Source organism: Pantoea sp. SOD02 (genome assembly GCF_024707505.1).
Taxonomy (GTDB): domain Bacteria; phylum Pseudomonadota; class Gammaproteobacteria; order Enterobacterales; family Enterobacteriaceae; genus Pantoea; species Pantoea symbiotica.
The window spans coordinates 2,320,187-2,342,807 of record NZ_CP102604.1; the positions used below are offsets into that span (position 1 = coordinate 2,320,187).

24 protein-coding genes are annotated in these 22,621 nt (G+C 54.0%); 8 read left to right on the forward strand and 16 right to left on the reverse strand.

Annotated elements, in window-relative coordinates; all coding sequences use genetic code 11:
* Positions 1-194: 194 nt before the first annotated feature.
* The 5 genes from NR302_RS10820 to copC form a co-directional block, all read right to left on the reverse strand.
* Positions 195-338, reverse strand: a complete 144-nt coding sequence (locus NR302_RS10820) for a cold-shock protein (RefSeq protein WP_085982370.1) — start codon at positions 336-338, stop codon at positions 195-197.
* 2 nt (positions 339-340) lie between these two features.
* Entirely contained in the window at positions 341-553 is a 213-nt protein-coding gene (locus tag NR302_RS10825) for a cold-shock protein (RefSeq protein WP_007889586.1), read from the reverse strand.
* A gap of 506 nt (positions 554-1,059) precedes the next feature.
* Entirely contained in the window at positions 1,060-1,407 is a 348-nt protein-coding gene (locus NR302_RS10830; protein ID WP_036650191.1) for a YebY family protein, read from the reverse strand.
* Positions 1,408-1,440: 33 nt separating this feature from the next.
* Positions 1,441-2,322, reverse strand: coding sequence for a copper homeostasis membrane protein CopD (gene copD, locus NR302_RS10835; protein ID WP_258143438.1), 882 nt, complete (start codon positions 2,320-2,322; stop codon positions 1,441-1,443).
* 3 nt (positions 2,323-2,325) lie between these two features.
* A complete protein-coding gene (copC, locus tag NR302_RS10840) occupies positions 2,326-2,703 on the reverse strand; it encodes a copper homeostasis periplasmic binding protein CopC (protein ID WP_258143439.1) in 378 nt (125 codons plus the stop codon).
* Between the two features lie 153 nt (positions 2,704-2,856).
* Here copC and NR302_RS10845 point away from each other — a divergent pair, with 153 nt between their 5' ends.
* Complete coding sequence (locus NR302_RS10845; protein WP_008110458.1) at positions 2,857-3,087, forward strand: DNA polymerase III subunit theta; 231 nt, start codon at positions 2,857-2,859, stop codon at positions 3,085-3,087.
* Positions 3,088-3,090: 3 nt separating this feature from the next.
* Positions 3,091-3,759: an exodeoxyribonuclease X gene (gene exoX, locus NR302_RS10850; protein ID WP_008110459.1), complete on the forward strand. Its 669-nt coding sequence runs from the start codon at positions 3,091-3,093 to the stop codon at positions 3,757-3,759.
* Here exoX and NR302_RS10855 read toward each other — a convergent pair.
* Positions 3,753-5,816: a prolyl oligopeptidase family serine peptidase gene (locus NR302_RS10855; protein ID WP_258143440.1), complete on the reverse strand. Its 2,064-nt coding sequence runs from the start codon at positions 5,814-5,816 to the stop codon at positions 3,753-3,755. The two genes, exoX and NR302_RS10855, sit on opposite strands and share 7 nt — an antisense overlap.
* 139 nt (positions 5,817-5,955) lie before the next feature.
* Positions 5,956-6,597 carry a tellurite resistance TerB family protein gene (locus NR302_RS10860; protein WP_258143441.1) on the reverse strand — a complete coding sequence of 214 codons (642 nt, stop codon included), beginning with the start codon at positions 6,595-6,597 and terminating at the stop codon, positions 5,956-5,958.
* Positions 6,598-6,758: 161 nt separating this feature from the next.
* On the opposite strand from NR302_RS10860, the gene purT reads away from it, so the two are divergent.
* Positions 6,759-7,937, forward strand: coding sequence for a formate-dependent phosphoribosylglycinamide formyltransferase (gene purT, locus NR302_RS10865; RefSeq protein WP_258143442.1), 1,179 nt, complete (start codon positions 6,759-6,761; stop codon positions 7,935-7,937).
* A 136-nt stretch (positions 7,938-8,073) separates the two neighbouring features.
* Here purT and NR302_RS10870 read toward each other — a convergent pair whose 3' ends face one another.
* Together NR302_RS10870 and zwf are read right to left on the reverse strand one after the other, a co-directional pair.
* On the reverse strand, positions 8,074-8,715 hold the full coding sequence (locus NR302_RS10870) for a bifunctional 4-hydroxy-2-oxoglutarate aldolase/2-dehydro-3-deoxy-phosphogluconate aldolase (RefSeq protein WP_008110463.1): 642 nt from the start codon (positions 8,713-8,715) through the stop codon (positions 8,074-8,076).
* A 186-nt stretch (positions 8,716-8,901) separates the two neighbouring features.
* Positions 8,902-10,377 (reverse strand): glucose-6-phosphate dehydrogenase, encoded by a 1,476-nt coding sequence (gene zwf / locus NR302_RS10875; protein WP_061718590.1) that lies wholly within the window; start codon positions 10,375-10,377, stop codon positions 8,902-8,904.
* A gap of 372 nt (positions 10,378-10,749) precedes the next feature.
* On the opposite strand from zwf, the gene NR302_RS10880 reads away from it, so the two are divergent.
* The 3 genes from NR302_RS10880 to NR302_RS10890 all read left to right on the forward strand — a co-directional run bounded on the left by NR302_RS10880 (position 10,750) and on the right by NR302_RS10890 (position 14,473).
* The gene (locus tag NR302_RS10880; protein ID WP_008110468.1) at positions 10,750-11,604 is read left to right on the forward strand and encodes a MurR/RpiR family transcriptional regulator; all 855 of its coding nucleotides are present in this window, start codon (positions 10,750-10,752) and stop codon (positions 11,602-11,604) included.
* Positions 11,605-11,711: 107 nt separating this feature from the next.
* Entirely contained in the window at positions 11,712-13,154 is a 1,443-nt protein-coding gene (pyk, locus tag NR302_RS10885; RefSeq protein ID WP_008110470.1) for a pyruvate kinase, read from the forward strand.
* Between the two features lie 86 nt (positions 13,155-13,240).
* Positions 13,241-14,473, forward strand: a complete 1,233-nt coding sequence (locus NR302_RS10890) for an MFS transporter (RefSeq protein WP_154156406.1) — start codon at positions 13,241-13,243, stop codon at positions 14,471-14,473.
* A gap of 52 nt (positions 14,474-14,525) precedes the next feature.
* Here NR302_RS10890 and lpxM read toward each other — a convergent pair whose 3' ends face one another.
* The 3 genes from lpxM to znuA form a co-directional block, all read right to left on the reverse strand.
* Entirely contained in the window at positions 14,526-15,500 is a 975-nt protein-coding gene (gene lpxM, locus NR302_RS10895) for a lauroyl-Kdo(2)-lipid IV(A) myristoyltransferase (RefSeq protein WP_258143444.1), read from the reverse strand.
* A gap of 126 nt (positions 15,501-15,626) precedes the next feature.
* Positions 15,627-16,955: a murein DD-endopeptidase MepM gene (gene mepM, locus NR302_RS10900; protein WP_008110476.1), complete on the reverse strand. Its 1,329-nt coding sequence runs from the start codon at positions 16,953-16,955 to the stop codon at positions 15,627-15,629.
* A gap of 13 nt (positions 16,956-16,968) precedes the next feature.
* The gene (gene znuA / locus NR302_RS10905) at positions 16,969-17,940 is read right to left on the reverse strand and encodes a zinc ABC transporter substrate-binding protein ZnuA (protein ID WP_258143445.1); all 972 of its coding nucleotides are present in this window, start codon (positions 17,938-17,940) and stop codon (positions 16,969-16,971) included.
* Positions 17,941-18,017: 77 nt separating this feature from the next.
* Between znuA and znuC the strand changes: the two genes are divergently transcribed.
* Positions 18,018-18,773, forward strand: coding sequence for a zinc ABC transporter ATP-binding protein ZnuC (znuC, locus tag NR302_RS10910; protein WP_036650204.1), 756 nt, complete (start codon positions 18,018-18,020; stop codon positions 18,771-18,773).
* Positions 18,770-19,555 (forward strand): zinc ABC transporter permease subunit ZnuB, encoded by a 786-nt coding sequence (gene znuB / locus NR302_RS10915; RefSeq protein WP_258143446.1) that lies wholly within the window; start codon positions 18,770-18,772, stop codon positions 19,553-19,555. The genes znuC and znuB overlap by 4 nt, the downstream gene beginning before the upstream one ends.
* A gap of 6 nt (positions 19,556-19,561) precedes the next feature.
* Here znuB and ruvB read toward each other — a convergent pair whose 3' ends face one another.
* From ruvB to NR302_RS10935, 4 genes are all read right to left on the reverse strand, one after another.
* Complete coding sequence (gene ruvB / locus NR302_RS10920) at positions 19,562-20,566, reverse strand: Holliday junction branch migration DNA helicase RuvB (RefSeq protein ID WP_007889560.1); 1,005 nt, start codon at positions 20,564-20,566, stop codon at positions 19,562-19,564.
* A gap of 8 nt (positions 20,567-20,574) precedes the next feature.
* The gene (ruvA, locus tag NR302_RS10925) at positions 20,575-21,189 is read right to left on the reverse strand and encodes a Holliday junction branch migration protein RuvA (protein WP_007889559.1); all 615 of its coding nucleotides are present in this window, start codon (positions 21,187-21,189) and stop codon (positions 20,575-20,577) included.
* A gap of 80 nt (positions 21,190-21,269) precedes the next feature.
* A complete protein-coding gene (ruvC, locus tag NR302_RS10930; RefSeq protein WP_258143447.1) occupies positions 21,270-21,797 on the reverse strand; it encodes a crossover junction endodeoxyribonuclease RuvC in 528 nt (175 codons plus the stop codon).
* Between the two features lie 37 nt (positions 21,798-21,834).
* Positions 21,835-22,578 carry a YebC/PmpR family DNA-binding transcriptional regulator gene (locus NR302_RS10935; protein WP_258143448.1) on the reverse strand — a complete coding sequence of 248 codons (744 nt, stop codon included), beginning with the start codon at positions 22,576-22,578 and terminating at the stop codon, positions 21,835-21,837.
* Positions 22,579-22,621: the final 43 nt, after the last annotated feature.

A 22,621-nucleotide genomic window follows, 5' to 3' on the forward strand; every position in this document is an offset into this window, starting at 1 on the left:
TTGCAAGATTCTCACTAAAGCGGCGATTTATTACGAGAAACTGTAGCATCTGGGAGAGATGACGATCGGGGGAATAAGTAACGTTAAGATGGGTATTTAAAAATAAAAAAGCACTGCCTAAGCAGTGCTAATAATTCTGATATCAGGCAATTACCTGATAAGCCCTAATAATTATCAGGGCAGAATATCCGTTATTATGCAGTTTTCAACATAATCATTGATGATTTGCAGAAAATGCATTTAGCGCCATGTGGGTTCATTTTAGTAATATCGAACGCGGAGGTGCGATATTGTGAACTCTGGCAATGCGGACATCTTAAACGATGATAAATACGAATAATTACAGACCTAATACATTTGTTGCAGACGGACCTTTAGGACCATCTTCAACTGAAAACTCAACACGCTGACCTTCATCAAGTGAGCGATAATCAGTGCCCTGAATGGCTGAGAAGTGGACGAAAACGTCCTTGCTGCCATTTTCAGGAGAAATAAAGCCGAAGCCTTTTTCAGAGTTGAACCATTTTACCGTTCCAAGAATTTTATTAGACATAATTTTTACCTTTTAAATGAGCCTATTGGCGTAAGGGCCGAGTTGCAGATACGAATCAGAACTTAGGATAAGACTCAAAGAGAAAGGGCTTGAAGCGGCACTAACTGGGATGAGAAATACAATGGGAACTAACCTTCTAACTGTCTGCTATTCAGACCGACGAAGCATTAACGCATTTATTTTCGATACTAGCAAGCGAAAAGAATATTTAATTCTCGGTTAGTGATAATGGTTTTTTGAATTTAGAACGTAAAAAAGAGACAAAAAAAGACCGAATACGATTCCTATATTCGGTCCAGGGAAATGGCTCTTTGAGAGCCGTGCGCTAAAAGTTGGCATTTTTGCAGGCGAGGACGCCTTGCCATTTAAAGGTAGACCAGGATTGGTGGTTTTCCAGCCAATATGGAGGTTTGATACGGAAAGGTGACAACTCTGTGATCGTGCTGACAGAACAAGGAAGCAAGCGTAGCGGCAAAAATGTGCGCTACGCCTGAAAAATTAGGGGATTACTTATCGCACAGTTGCTGGGCGCGATCGATGATCGGCTGCAGACTCATTTTCTGACCGGGATGAGCTTTATCAACGGCGACGATGGTGTCGATCGATTGCAGCGTGCCCTGCCCGGCAGTTTTGCGCGCCAGGGCTTTATCGTTAAGCGGATACTGCAGCAGCGTGCCCGGATTAATCGCGAACAACGCGCCGTCTTTCTCGCAGGTCAACATCACCTCTTCGCGGGTGAAGGGCCATTTATCTTTTCCAATCTCAAAACGGCTGACGGTAATAATCTGTGCCGCCATCGCCTGGCTGCACAGCGCCATCAATACGCAAGCTGGAATCAGTTTCTTCAGCAAAATATCGACCTCATTTCATCTTCTTTAATGACACATTCAGGCCGGTGACAGTGTGGCAAACACACTCACCAACCCAATAACAAGAACGGCCAGCAGCAGCTCAAGCTGCGTCAGGCGAATAAACAGATGCGCTGTATTGCTGGCCGCCAGGCGAAAGCGCGGCACCAGCAGATAACGATTGGTTAACGCGATAGCGATCATCAGCATGACCAGCAGCACTTTCACCACCAGCAGCTCGCTCCACAGCGTGGCTTGCCAATTTAGCGGTGAACCGGCAATCAGCAGGCTATTAATCGTGCCCGTCAGCAGCGCGAGCGCCACCGCCAGGTGGCCGTAACGCGAGAAGCGCATCATGCAGCGGATCGCATCAGTGCGAAAGGCAATCTGCCGTGCTTCACGCATCAGCACTAACAGCGGCAGTAAACCGCCCGTCCAGAATGCAGCTGCAATTAAATGCAGTGCGTGATTGCCTTGCTGCAGCAATCCAGGCCAGCCATCGCGCATCGCGGCATGCCCCACGCCGGCTAAAGCCATCAGCTGCAAGAGGCCGCTACACAGCAGCAGATTTTGCCGCAGTGTGCCACGCAGCAGCAGCGCCAACGTGCTCAGCAGTGCGAAAGCAATTTCCCAGCGCCAAACCTGACCGAAGCGCGTGCTAAGCACCGCTTGCCAGGTTGCGCTGTCACTTACATTTCGCCAGTCGCCGCTCATCAAGCCGGTTTGTGTTGCCAGCATCAACAGCGCGCTGAACAAACTCAGCAGTGCGCTGGTACGTAAAATTAAACCTAAACGTTGTGATAGCAGCGGACGATAGCGGCGCGGCGCCAGCAGCGCGGTATAGAAGGCGCTACCGGCGAGCAGCAGCACCGACAAAAAATGCAGCGCTCGCAAGCCAATCCACAGCGTGCTCAAACTCATCAATCACTTCACGCTGAAGCTGTAGCTGCCTTTGGTTTTATGCCCATCAACGGACAGCACATGCCAGTTAACCTGATAATTGCCCGATGGCAGCGGCTGGCTGATCGGCACAATCAACTGATCGTGTTGTTTATCGTTGAGTTCGGCTTTTCCGATCGCCACCGGCTGATGTTGAGCATTGAGCACATCCACGCCACTGAACGCCGCTTCAACATCTTCGGTAAAGGTCAGCGTTAAATTCTGCGGGGACGTTTTCACCACCGCTTTATCGGCTGGAACCGGTGTTTTCAGGTGAGCATGCGCCATGGCAAACTGGCTGAAGGCCAGCGTTGATGACGCCAGAAGTAGCGCGACGACCGAGTTGAACGCAGTTTTCTTCATGACTTCTTCCCTTTTAAATACGGCAAACCACCGTAAACGTGGCAGCAGGATACGCCGCCGATCCGCAGGTGTCGAGACTTGCGGTGCGATCCAATCCCCTTGATCCCAGGGTCCGAAACCATTACTTTTGCCCCTGTTTATCAGGAGAAAAGCATGAGCCAAAACCTTGCCCTGCTCTCGCAGGAAGAGAAAGACAAAGTGAATGTCGATCTGGCCGCCGCGGGCGTTGCATTTAAAGAGCGCTACAATATGCCGGTGATTGCCGAAATGGTGGAACGCGAGCAACCCGAAGCGCTGCGTGACTGGTTTCGTCAGCGCTTAATGAATTATCGCCAGGCTTCGCTTAGCCTGTCGCGCCTGCCCTACGAACCTAAGCAGAAGTAATTTATGTTACGTGTTATTGATACCGAAACCTGCGGCCTGCAGGGCGGCGTAGTGGAAGTGGCGTCGGTGGATGTCATTGATGGTCAGATCGTTAATCCGATGAGTGATTTGATCTGCCCGGATCGCCCCATCAGCCGTCAGGCGATGGCGGTACATCGCATTACGGAAGCGATGGTGGTGGGCAAACCCACCATTGAAGAAGCGATTGGCCGCTATCATGGCAGCCCGCATTATGTGGCACACAACGCCAGCTTTGATCGTCGCATGTTGCCTACGATGCCAGGCGAATGGATCTGCACCATGACGCTGGCGCGTCAACTGTGGCCAGGCATTAAGTACGGCAATCAGGCGCTGCGCCACAGCCTGAAGCTGGATGTCACACCACCGGCCGAACTGCATGCGCACCGCGCATTGTATGACTGCTACGTCACCGCTGCGCTGCTGATCCGCATTATGGAAACCTCAGGCTGGAACGCCGAGCAGATGGCGAATTTATGCCAGCCCGCGCCGGTGAGCGGCGATGTGTTCCCGTTCGGCAAATATCGCGGTCAGAGCATTGGCAGCATCGCGCGTAAAGATCCCGGCTATCTGCGTTGGGTGCTGGAAAATGTGCGCGATTTGCGCCCACCGTTACGGCAGGCGCTGCGCAAGTACGTGAAGAGCGATCAGTAATCGACGCGGTCTGGCAAGCTGCCCTGCGCCAGACCGATTAGGAAAGTGAACTCCTGCGCCACACCTTCATACGCTTTGAAACGCCCCGATTTGCCGCCGTGACCAGAATCCATCTCAGTGCAGAGTAACAGCAGCGAATCGTTGGTTTTAAGCTCGCGCAATTTTGCTACCCATTTGGCCGGTTCCCAATACTGCACCTGTGAATCGTGCAGGCCGGTGGTAACCAGTAAATGCGGATAGGCTTTGGCCTCGATGTTGTCATACGGGCTGTATTGGCGGATGAGGTGATAAAACTCCGCCTGTTCAGGATTGCCCCACTCATCGTATTCGCCGGTGGTCAGCGGAATCGTCGGATCGAGCATCGTAGTGACCACATCCACAAACGGCACCTGCGCCACCACGCCGTGGAAAAGATCCGGCGCCATGTTCACCACGCCGCCCATCAGTAATCCTCCGGCGCTGCCGCCCATCGCGTAGAGCTGCTGGCGATTACCATACCCTTTCTCCACCAGCGCTTCGGTGACATCAATAAAATCAGTGAAGCTGTTGATTTTATTCTTCAGCCGGCCACCGTCATACCATTGCTGGCCGAGTTCGCCGCCGCCACGCACGTGAATAATGGCGTAGACGAATCCGCGTTCCAGCAAGCTGATGCGGCTGGTGCCAAAGCTGGCATCCATGCTGCTGCCGTAAGCGCCGTAACCGTATACCAGCAACGGATTGTTGCCGCGCTGGAAATGCTTGCGGTGATAGACCAGCGAAACCGGTACTTCCGTTCCATCGCGCACCGTAATCCACAGATGCTCGCTTTTATAATCCTCAGATTTAAAGCCCGGCACCGGCGTACGCTTAAGCACGCGGCGATCGCCGGTTTCCATGTTTAGTTCAAACAAGGTGGTTGGCGTGGTCATGGAAGAGTAGCCGTAGCGCAAGGTGTCGCTTTCCGGCGAAGGGTTGTAAGCCAGCCAGGTGACATAGGCCGGATCGTCAAAGGCGATGCCAAAGCTTTCGCCGCTCTCCCAGTTAATCTGCCGTAAGGTGTTTACACCGTGCTGACGCTCTTCCACCACCAGCCAATGGCGGAACAGCTGGAAATCCTCCAGCACCACGTTGTCTCGCGCCGGGATCAGCGATTGCCAGCGCGCTTCCGCCAGCCACGCGCTGCGATAGAGGCCGAAGTTTTTGCCGTCGCGATTCGAGCGAATGTAGAACTGATGATTGTAGTGATCGATGCTGTATTCATGGTCGCGGCGACGCGGACAAAACGTTTGCGGCTGCGCATCCGGATACTCGGCGTCGATCAGCAGAATCTCGCTGGTGTTGGTGCTGTATAACGCAATCAGAATGAAGTGCTCGGAGGTGGTTTTGTGCACACTTAGGTGGAAGGCGTCATCCTTCTCTTCATACACCAGCTGATCGTCAGATTGCGGATGTCCCAGCTCATGACGCCACACCTGATACGCCAGCAGCGTTTTCGGATGCTTACGCACGTAGTAGAGCGTGCGCGAATCATTGGCCCAGGCAACGCTGGATGATGCATTGGTCAGCACTTCCGGATACCAGCTGCCGCTCTGCAGATTACGGAAGCGAATGCCGTATTGACGGCGCGACAGGAAATCTTCCGCTAACGCCATCACCTGATTGTCCGGCGTAATCGCCAGCGCGCCCATGGTGTAGAAATCACTGTGCGCGGCGCGTTGGTTACCATCGAGCAGCAGCTGCCAAGGCTCATCAGCCGGCGCGTCCACTGGCTGACGGAAATAAGCCGGATACTCATTGCCCACTTCATAGCGGCTTTGATAGCGATAACCATTTTTCACATAGGGCACCGAGTGATCCTGCGGCGGAATACGGTCGACGATCTCTTTCAACACCCGTTCCTGCAGCGGATTCTGCGACGCCATCATGGCGCGGCCATAATCATTTTCGGCGTGCAGATGGGCCAGCACTTCTGGATTCTCGCGGTCGTCATCACGTAACCAGTGATAATTATCGATGCGCGTTTCACCGTGCAGATTCATGGCATGGGGAATTTTTTTCGCGTGTGGCTGATTCATTAGGCTCTTCTCCCTGAAGGACAACATTCAGCAAGCGTGGCACTAATCGCGTGCGATGCCAAGCTGCACGCAGCATCACTTTGCGCAGGGCAAGCCAGACAGGGAAAACGAAGGCTGCGGATGCAACCTTCGTAATGGATTACGCGGCTTTTTCCGCATCGATATCACGTTGAATATCGTCGCGCACATCCTGGGGAATTTTCAGCGCATCGCCGAGCGCGGAGAGATAACTGCGCTCCATAAAGTGGTCGACATCAATGGCGGCACAGCTGAGGAAATAGAGCTCCAGCGCCTCTTCTTCGTTTTTGACATCGGCGGCCAGCCAGTTGGGATCGAGCGGGCGATTCATCGCCTGCTGAATCAGCGCTTCGGCTTGCGCGCCGTAGCCCGCCTGCTGGATGTTTTGCTCAATCGCGATGCGTTCTTGATCATCAATGTGACCGTCACTTTTCGCCGCGAACACCAGCGCCGTGACTAATCGCTCTGCGCGTTGGTCCATCGGCGTTTGCAGCTGGCCGAAGCCCGCATCGTCCTGATGGGTTTCACGTATGCGCTGTTTGTATTTGTTCCACAGCAGCGCGCCCGCCGCCGCGCCGCCGCCCAACAACAAGGCTTTGCCGCCATATTTGGTCAGCAACTTACGCGTGGATTTACTGCCCACTAGCAATCCCGCCAGCCCGCCTAATGCGCCGGGTGCCAGCATGTCACTTAAACCGCCCGACTTTCCGCCACCGCCCTTCTTCGCCAGCACCGATTGAATTTGCTGTAGCCAATTACTCATCGTTTAACTCCCGTTTAATTTTCCGTTCTCCATGCTGCCGTAGGCTGTGTCAGTTAACGTCAGAGCGGGAAAAGTATGGCAAACCTGATCGTGGCGAAAGCGTGAGTACGCAAACGTTTTCGTTTATACTGCGCGCGCATTTTGACTGCTAAGGTGAAATTATGACGACTCTCGGAACCGCGCTGCGCCCTGCCGCTACGCGTGTCATGCTGTTAGGTTCAGGCGAATTAGGCAAAGAAGTGGCACTCGAGTGCCAGCGTCTGGGTGTGGAAGTGATCGCGGTGGATCGTTACGCCGATGCCCCAGCGATGCACGTGGCGCATCGCAGCTATGTAATCAACATGCTGGACGGCGACGCGCTGGCCGCATTGATTGCCCAGGAAAAGCCGCACTTCGTGGTGCCAGAAATTGAAGCCATCGCCACCGAAAAACTGCTGGAGCTGGAAGCCCAAGGTCAGAAAGTGGTGCCGACCGCACGCGCTGCACGTCTGACCATGAACCGCGAAGGCATTCGTCGTCTGGCAGCGGAAGAGTTGTCGTTACCGACCTCGACTTACCAGTTTGCTGACAGCAAAGAGAATTTTGTCGCCGCCGCTGAAGCGATTGGGTTCCCGTGCATCGTTAAGCCGGTGATGAGCTCATCCGGTAAAGGCCAGAGCTTTATTCGTGAAGCCAGCCAGCTGGACAAAGCCTGGGATTATGCGCAGCAAGGCGGACGTGCCGGTGCGGGCCGCGTGATCGTTGAAGGCGTGGTGAAGTTTGATTTCGAAATCACCCTGCTGACCATCAGCGCGGTGGATGGCATCCACTTCTGCGCGCCGATTGGTCATCGTCAGGAAGATGGCGATTATCGTGAATCATGGCAGCCGCAGCAAATGAGTGAACTGGCGCTGCAACGCGCGCAAGATATCGCCGCTAACGTGGTGAAAGCGCTTGGCGGATACGGCCTGTTTGGTGTGGAGCTGTTCGTCTGCGGTGATGAAGTGGTGTTCAGCGAAGTATCGCCGCGTCCGCACGATACCGGCATGGTAACGCTGATTTCGCAGGATCTGTCCGAATTTGCGCTGCATGTGCGCGCCTTCCTCGGTCTGCCAATTGGCGGTATCCGTCAATACGGTCCTGCAGCGTCGGCTGTGATTTTGCCTGAGCTGAACAGCCAGAACGTGCAATTCGGGAATATCGAAGCCGCGCTGGGTGCCGGATTGCAGCTGCGCCTGTTTGGTAAGCCGGAAATTGCCGGTCAGCGCCGTTTGGGTGTGGCTTTGGCAACCGGTGAAAACACCGATGACGCTATCGCGCGCGCCGTTGCCAGTGCGGCAGCGGTGAAAGTGGAAGGTTAAATGTAAGTTGAGAGGTCGCCATGAATGGCGACCCTACCAAAAACCCGCCACATTACCGTAGGGTCGCCATTCATGGCGACCGATTCACACTTAACTGGCAAGCTTTACGCCATCAATGGCAATCCAATAAACGCCGTTATGCGCGTGCCCCTTCAACCGCTTCACGCGCCAGACGCGTAATACGATCCCAGTCACCGCTTTCCAGCGCATCATTCGGTACCAGCCACGAACCGCCAATACACAGCACGCTTTTCAGCGCCAGATAATCACGGTAGTTGGCTGGCGAGATGCCGCCGGTTGGGCAGAAACGCACCTGCGGGAACGGACCACCAATCGCAGATAATGCTTTCACGCCACCATTGGCTTCTGCCGGGAAGAATTTGAATTCACGCAGGCCATAATCCATGCCGGTCATCAGTTCTGAAACCGTGCTGATACCTGGAATCAATGGCACCGGACCTTCAACCGCAGCCTTAAGCAGCGATTCCGTCAATCCTGGACTGATAACAAACTGCGCACCGGCGTCAGTGACTTCTTTCAGTTGCTGGGTGTTGATCACCGTGCCCGCACCAACAATCGCTTCCGGTACTTCTTTAATCATGGCGCGCAGTGCGTCCATCGCCACCGGAGTACGCAGCGTGACTTCCAGCACACGCACACCGCCCGCCACCAGCGCTTTTGCCATCGGCACCGCGTGTTCCAGTTTGTTCACCACGATGACCGGCACGACCGGGCCAGTTTTCAGGATCTGTTCAGCACTTGTTTTCCAGTTCTTCATCACGTTTCCTTGGTTGCATCAGCCCGGCGTTAAACCACGCTGTCAATAATTGGGCTCTACCATACAAGATCGGCTTGAGCGGCGTCCATCGGATATCAAAATTTTTTGAAACTCAGGTTCACTTTTAAGAAAAATGAATTTTGGCCGAAAAAAAGCCCGCGCATTGGCGGGCTCAGCATTAGGTCTTTATTCAAACTCGTTCCAGGAACGGCCATCGCGGGTAATCATCGCGACAGAGGCAACCGGTCCCCACGTTCCCGCCTGATACGGCTTCGGTGCTTCGGCATCGGCATTCCAGGCATCGATAATGGAATCCACCCAGCCCCATGCCGCTTCCACTTCATCACGGCGCACAAACAGCGCCTGAATACCACGCATGGTTTCCAGCAGCAGACGCTCATAAGCATCGGCCAGATGCGACTGGTTGAAGGTTTCGGAGTAGCTCAGATCCAGCTTGGTGGTCTGCAGTTTATGCTTGTGGTCGAGTCCCGGCACTTTGTTGAGGATTTCGATATCCACGCCTTCGTCTGGCTGCAGACGAATGGTCAACTTATTCTGCGGCAGTTCAGCGTAAGAATCTTTGAACAGGTTCATCTCAGGATTCTTGAAGTACACCACCACTTCAGAGCATTTGGTTGGCAAGCGCTTGCCGGTACGCAGATAGAACGGCACGCCAGCCCAGCGCCAGTTGTCGATATCCACGCGGATAGCCACGAAGCTTTCGGTGGCGCTCTGCTTGTTCGCGCCCTCTTCTTCCAGATAGCCCGGCACTTTCTTGCCCTGCACAAAACCGGCGGTGTACTGACCGCGTACGGTTTTATCGCGTACGTTGGTTTGATCAATACGGCGCAGTGAGCGCAGCACTTTCACTTTCTCATCACGAATCGCATCCGCACTCAGATCGGATGGCGGCGACATGGCAATCATGGTGAGGATCTGCAACAAGTGGTTCTGGATCATGTCACGCATCTGGCCAGCTTTGTCGAAGTAACCCCAACGGCCTTCGATACCGACCTCTTCCGCCACGGTGATCTGCACGTGATCGATGGTGCGGTTGTCCCAGTTGTTGACGAAGATGGAGTTGGCAAAACGCAGCGCCAGCAGGTTAAGCACTGTCTCTTTACCAAGATAGTGGTCAATACGGAAAACCTGACCTTCTTCGAAATATTTGCCAACGCTGTCATTGATCTCTTGCGAGGTTTCCAATGAGGTGCCGAGCGGTTTTTCCATCACCACGCGTGCCGGTTTGGCATTCAGTTTGGCGGCGCCCAAACCGTCACAGATCGCGCCAAAGGTGCTTGGCGGCATGGCGAAGTAGTTGATGGTGACGCGGTTTTTCTGGTCAAGCATTTTGCCCAGTTTGGTGAAATGCGAGGTGTCATTTACGTCGAGGTTACAGAAGTCGAGGCGGCTGCTGAGCGTGTCCCACAGCGCTTCATCGATCTTCTCTTTCATGAAGGTTTCCAGCGCTTCACGTACCACTTTGGTGTACGCGGCTTTGTCCCAATCCGCGCGACCCACGCCAATAATGCGAGTGGTTTCATGAATCTGACCGGCTTTTTCCAGCTGATACAGTGATGGCAACAGTTTACGGCGCGCTAAATCGCCTTTGGCACCGAAAATCACCAGATCGCATGCCTGGGCTGTTTGTGTAACCGCCATTTTCCTCTCCTCGTTGCAGGATATACCCGGCTTGAGCGTTCTCATCACGCCAGGTCCTTATTGTAATTTTCTTACAGCACAATGTACGTTTTTCGCCGGTCCAGGACAACCCGAACACCGCGTTTTGCTGGCGTTAACTGTGAACGTAATAAAGGTGTTAAGTGTGTTGTAGCGTGCCATTTGAGCACATTTTCTGTTTCGATATTTGTCGTGGCAAAACACGTCAGCGATCAAAGTATCGCAAAAAATTCGCGTTTACATTTGTCCTCCGCTGCGTGCGAGGTGCTATTACACGGTATATTCTTGGGAATTGGCAGCGATTTCATTGATTGATGAACGCGGAAAAGTGATTGACGCTCATTAGGTTAAACCATGCTGGAACAAATTCAGGCGCAACTCGATGCGTTAAGTAAATCAGAACGTAAAGTCGCAGAACAAATTCTCGCTGCGCCGCAGCAGGCGATGCACTCCAGCATCGCCACGCTGGCACGCGCCGCTGACGTCAGCGAACCGACGGTGAATCGCTTCTGCCATCGTATGGGCACGCGCGGCTTTCCTGACTTCAAATTGCAGCTCGCACAGAGCCTGGTGAAAAGCCCGAACTGGGTGAGCCGCGATGTGGAAGAAAATGACAGTGTGGAAAGTTATAGCCACAAAATTTTTGATTCCGCGTTAGCCGGCCTTAGCCGCGTCCGCCAGCAACTCGATTCTCAGATTATTCGCCAGGCCGTTCAGGCATTATCAAACGCCCATAAAATTGCCTTCTTTGGCCTTGGTGCCTCTGCCGTGGTCGCCCACGACGCCACCAATAAATTTTTGCGTTTTAATCTGCCGGTCATCTGGTCAGAGGATATTGTGATCCAGCGCATGAGTTGCATAAATAGTGGTCCAAATGATGTGTTTGTTCTCATCTCACATACTGGTCGCACCAAAAATATGGTAGAACTGGCTCGCCTGGCGCGTGTAAACGCTTCCACTGTGCTGGCTATCACTTCTCCGGGTTCCCCGCTGGCGGCCGAAGCCACGCTGGCTTTGACGCTCGACGTGCCCGAAGATACCGATATCTACCTGCCAATGGTTTCCCGCCTCGCGCAATTAACCGTGATTGATGTTCTGGCGACAGGGTTTACCCTTGAGCGCGGCGCCGCTTTCCGTGAAAATTTGAAACGGGTGAAAGAAGCGCTGAAAGATTCACGCCTGGAGAAACAGGCGCAGGAAAATAATTAACATCACATTCACAATGTGAGTCGAATCACAGCCCATCGATCATATAGAATAGATGAACACTACGTGTCACTTGAGAGCGACACGATACTTTGCTAACGGAGTCCTTCATGTCCAGACGTCTCAGAAGAACCAAGATCGTTACAACCCTCGGTCCAGCCACCGATCGCGACAACAACCTCGAAAAAATCATCGCGGCGGGTGCTAACGTTGTACGACTCAACTTCTCCCACGGCACACCGGAAGATCATCAGCAGCGCGCCAACAAAGTCCGTGAAATCGCGGCGAAACTGGGACGTCATGTGGCGATCCTTGGCGACCTACAAGGTCCAAAAATTCGCGTCTCAACCTTCAAAGAAGGCAAAGTGTTCCTTAACGTCGGCGATCGTTTCCTGCTGGATGCCGACTTAAGTAAAGGCGAAGGCGACAAAGAAAAGGTCGGTATCGACTATAAAGGCCTGCCAGAAGATGTGGTGCCAGGCGACATCCTGCTGCTGGACGACGGTCGCGTACAGTTGAAAGTGTTGGAAGTTCAGGGCGTAAAAGTGTTCACCGAAGTTACCGTCGGTGGCCCGCTCTCCAACAATAAAGGCATCAACAAACTTGGTGGCGGCCTCTCTGCCGACGCGCTGACCGAAAAAGACAAGGTTGATATCGTTACCGCCGCGAAAATCGGCGTGGATTATCTGGCCGTCTCCTTCCCACGTAACGGCGAAGATATGAATTACGCACGCCGTCTGGCGCGCGACGCCGGCTGCGATGCCAAACTGGTGGCGAAAGTGGAACGTGCTGAAGCCGTTGCCTCACAGGAAGCGATGGATGACATCATCCTCGCCTCTGACGTGGTGATGGTTGCGCGTGGCGATTTGGGGGTAGAAATTGGCGATCCTGAGCTGGTGGGTATTCAGAAAGCGTTGATCCGTCGCGCGCGCCAGCTGAACCGCACCATCATCACCGCAACGCAGATGATGGAATCGATGATCACCAATCCAATGCCAACGCGTGCCGAAGTCATGGACGTGGCGAACGCCGTGCTGGATGGTACCGATGCGGTGATGCTGTCGGCGGAAACGGCTGCAGGCCAGTATCCGGCTGAAACCGTATCCGCGATGGCGAAAGTGTGCCTCGGCGCAGAGAAAATCCCGAGCGTTAACGTTTCTAAGCATCGCCTGGAAGTGCAGTTCGATAACGTGGAAGAAGCGATTGCCATGTCGGCGATGTATGCTGCCAACCATCTGCAAGGGGTTTCGGCCATCATCACCATGACTGAATCGGGCCGTACCGCGCTGATGACTTCACGTATCACTTCCGGTTTGCCGATCTTCGCCATGTCACGTCATGAACGTACCCTGAACCTGACCGCACTGTACCGTGGTGTTACACCGGTGTTCTTCGACAGCAATAATGATGGTGTTGCCGCCGCGCATGATGCAGTTAACCTGCTGCGCGAGAAAGGTTTCCTGGTTTCAGGCGATCTGGTGATTGTTACCCAGGGTGACGTGATGTCGACCACTGGCACCACCAATACCAGCCGTGTACTGCGCGTAGATTAATACGCACCACCGACAGCGGCTGTAACAACATGGACAAACGCGACTGCCTGGCAGTCGCGTTTTTATTTTTTTGACAAGGAGGCCAGATGGCCCGCTATCAACCTATTACTCAACTCACCGGGCGCGTGCTGCTGTTTCCGCTCGCGCTGGTGCTATTTGAGTTCGCCACCTATATCGCGCATGACATGATTCAGCCCGGCATGCTGCTGGTGACGTCTGAATTCAGCGTCGGCCCGGAATGGGTCTCTACCTCGTTAACCGCGTATCTGATGGGCGGCGTGGTGCTGCAATGGCTGCTCGGTCCGCTCTCAGACAAATATGGCCGCAGGCCGGTACTGCTGTTTGGCATTCTGTTCTTCGCAGCGGCCTGTATTCTGACGACTTGGGTCAGCAGTATCGAAGAGTTTGTCGCGCTGCGTTTTGTGCAGGGCATTAGCCTGTGCTTTATTGGCGCAGTCAGTTATGCGGCGGTGCAGGAAGCCTTTGACGAAGCGCTGGCGGTGCGCATGATGGCGTTGATGGCCAACGTTGCGCTGCTGGCACCGTTAGCGGGCCCGCTGGCCGGTGCGGCATGGCTTACCGTTGGCGAATGGCGCAGCATGTTCTGGCTGTTTGCGATTTGCAGCGTGATTGCGTTTGCCCTGCTGTGGCGCGTGATGCCGGAAACGGCTGGCGACCGCAGTCACTCTATCGCTCTGCCAACGCTGGCGCGCGGCTATGCGCGTTTGGCGCGCGATCGTCAGGTGATGTACGGATCCTTTGCCATTGGTTTGGTGTTTATCCCGATCCTGACGTGGGTGGCGCTGTCGCCAGTGATTCTGATGCACGATGAAGGATTGTCGCGCATGCAGTATGCGCTGCTGCAGTTGCCGGTGTTCCTGGCGATGATTGCCGGCAATATCACGCTGGGCAAACTGGCAGGACGCGTGCCGATTGAGCAGCCAGTGAAATTTGCTGCGTGGCCAATCCTGATTGGTCTGAGCATTTCGCTGCTGGCTAACTTGCTGGATAGCCACACCTATCTGCTACTGACCGCCGGTTTAAGTCTGTACGCTTTTGGCGCGGGCATGGTGAATGCCGGTCTGTACCGACTGACGCTTTACTCAAGTAATGAAGGCAAAGGTAGCGTGGCGGCGATGCTCGGCATGATCAGTATTCTGACCTTAGCAGTCGGGATTGAGCTGGCGAAAAGCGGCTACTTCAGCGGCGGAACACCGTGGTTTAGCGGGATTAACTTCGTGGCTGGCGTATTGTGGTTTGGGCTGGTGACGCTGTTCCTGCGCGAGCGTAAGCGTCGCAGTCATGTGGCAGCAGTGTAATGTAAGGTGCGCAGTGATGCGCACCTGGTCGCCATGAATGGCGACCCTACGTTTACTTCTTAGGATAAAGATCTTTGCGCGCGTAAGGTTCGATGTCACCTTCCTTACGCGTTTTCAGCAGCTTTAAAATCCATGTGTACTGTTCTGGATGTGGGCGCACAAACACTTCTACTTCTTCATTCATGCGGCGTGCCAACGTGTTGTCATCGGCATCCAGCAAGTCATCCATAGGCGGACGCACATAGATTTCCAGACGATGGGTTTCGCTGTTATACACCGGGAAAAGCGGCACCACGCGTGCACGGCACACTTTCATCAGGCGACCGACTGCCGGCAACGTTGCTTTATAAGTGGCAAAGAAATCCACAAACTCGCTGTGTTCCGGGCCGTGATCCTGGTCCGGCAGATAATAGCCGTAATAACCCTGACGCACCGAAGCGATAAACGGCTTAATGCCGTCATTACGCGCATGCATGCGGCCACCAAAACGGCGTCGCACGGTATTCCACAAATAATCCATTAACGGATCGCTTTGATTGTGGAACATCGCCGCCATCATCTGACCTTCAGACGCCAGCAGCATCGCCGGAATATCCACACCCCAACCATGCGGCACAAGGAAAATAACGTTCTCTTTGTTCGCCTGCAGTTGCTCGATGATTTCCCGGCCGTGCCAGTCAATGCGCTTACGCACATGTTCGGGATTGCGTAATCCGAGTTCAACCATCATCGCCATCGCCTGCGGTGCGGTGGCAAACATACGATCAGCAATCTCTTCGCGCTGCGCTTCGCTCAATTCCGGCAGGCAATAATAGAGATTGATCAGCGCACGGCGGCGCGCACTTTTCGCCAGTTTACCGGCGAACTTGCCCAATCCGCCCAGAATCGGATCGCGCACTTTAGCGGGAAGTAATGCCATGCCGGCCAGCGCACCAATCGCCAACCAACTTCCCCAGTATTTCGGCTTTAAAAAAGAACGTTGAAAAACGGGAATAAACTCACTGTTATTTTTCTTTCGGGTTTCCATGCACTCGCCTCTGACAATGACCGGTCAATAATAGTGACGATGGTTAATTTTGCAATCTTCATGCGCCAGATAGCAAAAAACCGACGAAGAATCCGTCGGTTTTTTAGTGTTACGCGCAATAATGCGTTATTTCAACGTCAACTGCGGCAACCAGGTTTTGACTTGCGCCATGTAAGTGCTGCGATCTTTACCGGTCAGCCCTTCCATGCGCGGCAGTTTTGCCGTCAATGGATTCACTGCCTGATTGTTGATCCATACTTCATAGTGCAGATGTGGGCCGGTTGAACGTCCGGTGTTACCCGACAGCGCAATACGATCGCCGCGTTTCACTTTTTGGCCCGGTTTCACCAGCGCTTTACTCAAGTGCATATAACGCGTCATGTACTGACGACCGTGACGAATTGCCACGTAATTTCCGGCAGCACCGCCATTTTTCGCCATCACCACTTCACCATCACCCACGGCTAACACTGGCGTACCAATCGGCAGCGCGAAGTCGACACCTTTATGCGGTGCGATGCGGCCGGTTACCGGGTTAAGGCGGCGCGGATTGAAGTTGGAGGAGACACGATATTGCTTAACCGTTGGGAAACGCATAAAGCCACGTGCTAACCCAGATGCATTGCGATCGTAGAACTTGCCGTCTTCCGCACGGAAGGCGTAATAATCTTTGCCGCCGGTGCGTAAACGCACGCCCAGCAGTTGGCTTTGAGCACTTTTGCCATCGAGCATTTCACGTGACATCAACACACTGAAATCATCACCGGCACGCAGTTTGCGGAAGTCCATTTGCCACTGCATCGCTTTAATGACGTTGCTGGTTTCTGCGCTGCTTAAGCCCGCACGTTGGGCGCTGGCGGCAAAACTACCGCGTACTTCACCTTTCAATACGCTGTTACGCCATTCACCCTTTTGCAGCTCCTGCTGCATCTTGAAGCTGCCGTTGTCAGCGCGCTGATAAGTACGGGTTTCACGGCGATCGATTTCCCAGCTGAAGGTTTGCAGTTGACCATCCGCATCCAGCGTCCAGCTCAGTTGCTGGCCGACGCGCATGTTGCGCAAATCTTTATCGCTGCTGACCAGTGCATTGATGTCGCCCATCTCAATACCGTACTGATTTAACGCGCTGCTCAGCGTATCGCCTGAAGAGACGGTGTAATCATGTACGTTGGGATTGTCCGGAACGTCTTTATCGATGTCGTCAGCAGGAATATCGTCGGCCGGTTCTTCAGTTGTCTGATCAATCGGCTCGCTGGCTTCTGGCAACAGCGTACGTAATTCGTCTTTGTCCAACGCGATGGTTTTCACGATGGGCGCAACATCACGTGGATGGTAAACGTAAGGCCGCCATACTGCGACGGCCAACGTGACAACGGTTAATGAACCCAGCATAACGCGGTGGGGGCGCGGCAAATTATTAAATGCGAGGGCGACAGAGCGGGCTATCTGCTGCACTTTTACCTATTCCTCATGCTCCATTCAGGCAGCTCGCATACTGGCTCGACAACTGTGAAAGGAATTTCACGTAGCTGTCTTTGGATAAGCTGATGTCCATTCCCAATGGATCTAACGTGCCTTTACGGACGGAAGTTCCACGGGATACGGCATCGATGACGGCCGGTCTGAATTGTGGTTCAGCGAAAACGCAAACGGCTTTCTGCTCAACCAACTGTGTTCGTATTTGATGTAAACGCTGGGCGCCCGGCTGGATCTCAGGATTGACGGTAAAATGCCCTAAAGGCGACAAACCGTAATGTTTTTCAAAGTAGCTGTAAGCGTCGTGAAAAACGAAATAACCCTTGTTCCGCACAGGCGCGAGTTGCGCGCCGATGTGTTTGTCTGCATCGGCTAATTCTGCCTTAAATTCCTGCAGATTAGCGTCAAGTTTGGCTTTGCTTTGCGGCATAAGTTCCAATAATTTTCCATGGATTGCAACCGCAGTTTGTAAGGCCATGTCAGGGGACATCCACAGGTGCATATTAAACTGGCCGTGGTGGTGATGTGCATGAGAAGGGTCTTGGTCTTCGGAATTTTCTGAGTCATGATCATGATCGTGACCGTGCTCATGTTCCTCATCGCCATCATCGCCGCTAATCAAAAGCGGTTTTATACCTGGCAAAGCGGCAATTTCCAGGTTTTTATTGGCGGGTAATTCGGCCGCTGACTTGGTGAGAAAAGCTTCCATTTCAGGCCCCGCCCACACCACTAAGTCTGCGTTTTTAATACGTTTTACATCGGAAGGACGTAAGGCATAATCATGTTCTGATGCGCCATCAGGCAGCAATACTTCAACTGGCGTAATGCCATCTGCGATAGCCGCTGCGATAAATCCTATAGGTTTGATTGAAGCGACAACTGCGGAGTGCGCAGGTAACGCGCTTGAAGCGGCAATTGCCGCAGCAGTAAGGGTGAAAATAAGGCGCTTTTTATTGTGTAACATAATACGTCATTCCATCGTGACCCGTTGATGGAATGTGATATTATAACATTCGAAATTCAATGCAACCCGTAAATAACATGCCGCCACTTGTTACCCTTGAAAACATTTCTGTGAAATTCTCCCAGCGCCCAGTGCTTGCAGGCATTAGCCTCACACTTGAGCCGGGAAAAATTCTCACCCTGCTCGGCCCGAATGGCGCTGGCAAATCCACGCTGGTTCGCGCGGTGCTGGGGCTGCTTAAACCCACCAGCGGCAGCGTCAAACGCGCCACTGATTTACGTATCGGTTATGTGCCGCAAAAACTACACATCGACCCGACTTTGCCGATCACCGTTGAGCGCTTTATGCGCCTGTCTCGTGGCACCAAACGCGATGCCATTTTGCCGGCGCTGAAGCGCGTTCAGGCTGGACATCTGCTGCACGCGACGCTGCAAAAACTCTCCGGCGGTGAAACGCAGCGTGTGCTGCTGGCGCGCGCATTACTCAATGAGCCGCAGTTGCTGGTGCTCGATGAACCAACTCAAGGCGTTGACGTCAACGGCCAGGTTGCACTGTACGATTTGATCGATCAACTGCGCCGCGAACTGAACTGCGGTGTGCTGATGGTTTCACACGACCTGCATCTGGTGATGGCGAAAACCGACGAAGTGCTGTGCCTCAACCATCACATCTGCTGCTCGGGCACGCCGGAAGCGGTATCACAACATCCTGAGTTTATTGCGATGTTCGGCCCACGCGGCGCGCAGCAGTTGGCGATTTATCGTCATCATCATAATCACCGTCACGATTTACAGGGACGCATTGTTCTGCGCAAAGGAAATGGCCCGTCATGATTGAACTGTTATTACCTGGCTGGCTGGGCGGCGTTTTGCTGGCGCTGGCGGCCGGTCCACTTGGCTCGTTTGTGGTTTGGCGCCGCATGTCCTACTTCGGCGATACGCTCGCGCATGCATCCTTGCTGGGCGTGGCGTTTGGTTTGCTGCTTAACGTGAATCCCTACTATGCGGTGATTTTGGTGACCGTGTGTCTGGCGTTGGGATTAGTGTGGCTGGAGCGTCGCCCGCATCTGGCGATCGATACTCTGCTCGGTATTATGGCGCACAGCGCGCTGTCGCTGGGTTTAGTGGTCGTCAGTCTGATGCAAGGCGTGCGTGTTGATCTGATGGCTTACTTGTTTGGCGATCTGCTGGCGGTGACGCCCGATGATTTATGGATGATGGGTGGCGGCGTGGCAATTGTACTGGCGGTGATGGCGTGGCAGTGGAATTCGCTATTGTCGATGACCATCAGCCCGGAGCTGGCACAGGTCGACGGCGTTAACATTCAGCGCACGCGTTTGATGTTGATGCTGGTCACGGCATTGACCATCGGCGTGGCGATGAAGTTTGTTGGTGCCTTGATCATTACGTCACTGCTGATTATCCCGGCGGCGACGGCGCGTCGCTTCTCGCGCTCACCGGAACAGATGGCCGGTTTTGCGGTGATTACCGGTATTATCGCGGTGACCGGCGGACTCGCCTTCTCCGCCACCTACGATACGCCAGCTGGGCCTTCGGTGGTGTTATGCGCCGCAGTCTTGTTCATCATCAGCATGGCAAAAAAACCGGCGGCATAACGCCGGTTACTCTTCGCGACTGATACCAAAGTGTTTATAAGCATGCTGCGTTGCCATTCGGCCGCGTGGCGTGCGTTGAATGAATCCTTGCTGGATCAGGAAGGGTTCAATCACATCTTCGATAGTTTCCCGCTCTTCGCCGATCGCCGCTGCCAGATTATCTAAGCCAACCGGGCCACCCGAGAACTTGTCGATAATCGCCAGCAGCAGTTTGCGGTCCATATAATCAAAACCCTGGCTGTCGACGTTAAGCATATCGAGCGCGCTGGCTGACACTTCACCGCTCAGGTTTCCGTTGGCACGCACTTCAGCAAAGTCACGTACGCGGCGCAGCAAACGGTTAGCGATACGCGGCGTTCCGCGCGCACGACGCGCTATCTCCAGCGCGCCCTCTTCACTCAGCGCCAGGCCAAGACAAGCCGCGCTACGGCCAACGATGTGCTGAAGATCGGGAACGTTATAGAACTCAAGACGCTGCACAATGCCGAAGCGGTCACGCAGTGGCGAGGTTAAAGAACCGGCGCGCGTGGTGGCACCAATCAGGGTAAACGGCGGCAGATCGAGCTTAATCGAACGCGCTGCTGGACCTTCACCGATCATGATATCCAGCTGATAATCCTCCATCGCCGGATACAGCACTTCTTCAACCACCGGCGACAGGCGATGGATCTCATCGATAAACAGCACATCATGCGGTTCAAGATTGGTGAGCATCGCCGCCAGATCGCCGGCTTTTTCCAGCACCGGCCCGGAGGTGGTGCGCAGATTGACGCCCATTTCGTTGGCGACGATGTTAGCCAGCGTGGTTTTACCCAATCCTGGCGGACCGAAAATCAGCAGATGATCGAGTGCATCGCCACGCAGTTTCGCCGCCTGGATGAAAATCTCCATCTGCTCGCGCACCTGCGGCTGACCGACATATTCCGTCAGCAGCTTGGGGCGAATGGCACGGTCGAGCGTTTCTTCTTCATTAAAGGAACTGCCCGAGACCAGGCGATCGGCTTCAATCATGCTTTACCTCAAATAGCTGCGCGCAGGGCTTCACGAATCAGGGTTTCGCAATCCGCATCCGGTTTACCGACTTTGCTGATCATACGGCTGGCTTCCTGCGGTTTATAACCGAGAGCGACCAGCGCTGAAACCGCTTCAGCTTCGGCATCGTTATTGTCCTGTGCGGCGGAAGGCGTGGTCAACGTAAAGGTTGAATCACCACCAAACAGATCGCCGTGCATACCGATAAAGCGATCTTTCATCTCCACAATCAAACGTTCGGCGGTTTTTTTACCCACGCCCGGCAGTTTGATCAGGGAGGCAATTTCTTGTCGCTCAACGGCGGTCACAAACTGCTGTGCCGACATGCCCGACAAAATCGCCAGCGCCAGTTTAGGCCCAACGCCATTCACTTTCACCAGCTCGCGGAACAGCGTGCGTTCCTGCTTGTTATTGAAACCGAACAGCAGCTGCGCATCTTCACGCACCACGAACTGGGTGAAAATGATCGCTTCCTGATTGATCTCAGGCAGCTCGTAAAAGCAGGTCATTGGCATGTGCACTTCATAACCGACACCGTGCGCCTCAATCAACACCAGCGGCGGCTGTTTTTCCAGAATGTTGCCTCGTAAACGACCAATCACCTGAGCAGTTCCTTAATCTGTTAGTAAGCCTGAGTTTATAGCATAAAAAAGGCTGGATGAATATCCAGCCTTGGCGTTTGCTAACCCGATCGCATACGACCGCGCGTCATCACCAATTTGGTGTCACTCATACGCGCCGCATTTTGGCTCATATGGCAATGCGTGATGGCGATGGCCAGCGCATCGGCGGCATCCGCTTGCGGATTGGCTGGCAGTTTCAGCAAGGTCCGCACCATATGCTGTACCTGACTTTTCTCTGCGCCGCCAGTGCCAGTGACGGTTTGCTTCACCTGACGCGCTGCATATTCAAACACCGGCAAGTCGTGATTCACCGCCGCGACAATCGCCGCTCCGCGCGCCTGGCCCAGCTTGAGCGCTGAGTCCGCGTTCTTCGCCATAAAGACCTGCTCGATGGCGAAATAGTCGGGTGAGAACTGCGTGATGATTTCGCTGACGCCCGCGTAGATCAGTTTGAGGCGCGTCGGCAGATCGGTGACGCTGGTGCGGATACAGCCGCTGCCCAGATAGGTAAGCTGGCGGCCGGTTTGGCGGATAACACCGTAACCGGTGACGCGCGAGCCGGGATCGATCCCGAGAATTATCGCCACAGCGCGTCTCCGGTGAGTGGGGTTTTAAGCAACGCCATTACAGCGTTTCTGCGATCTCATCAGAGATTTCACCGTTATGGTAAACTTCCTGCACGTCGTCACAGTCTTCCAGCATGTCGATCAAGCGCAGCAGTTTCGGCGCGGTTTCGGCATCCATTTCGGCTTTGGTTGAAGGGATCATTGAGACTTCAGCCGAGTCGGCTTTCAGACCGCCCGCTTCCAGCGCGTCACGCACTGCACCCATCTCTTCCCACGCGGTGAAGACATCAATCGCGCCGTCGTCATAAGCCACAACGTCTTCTGCACCGGCTTCCAGCGCCGCTTCCATCACCGCATCTTCGTGCTGACCTGGCGCGAAGGAGATAACACCCTTTTTGCTGAACAGGTAAGAAACAGAGCCGTCGGTACCGAGGTTGCCACCGGTTTTGGTGAAGGCATGACGCACTTCGCCCACGGTGCGGTTGCGGTTGTCGCTCAGGCACTCAATCATCACCGCTGAGCCGCCCGGACCGTAACCTTCATAAATGATGGTTTCCATGTTGGAATCATCTTCACCGCCCACGCCGCGTGCGATGGCACGGTTCATGGTGTCGCGCGTCATGTTGTTAGACAGCGCTTTGTCCATCGCTGCGCGCAGACGTGGGTTGGAACCCGCATCACCACCGCCCAGTTTCGCGGCGGTGACCAGCTCGCGAATGATTTTGGTGAAGATTTTACCGCGCTTAGCGTCCTGAGCAGCCTTGCGGTGCTTGGTGTTCGCCCATTTACTGTGTCCAGCCATTTTGCATATTCTCCGATCTTATCAATCGCACGGGCTATCTTAC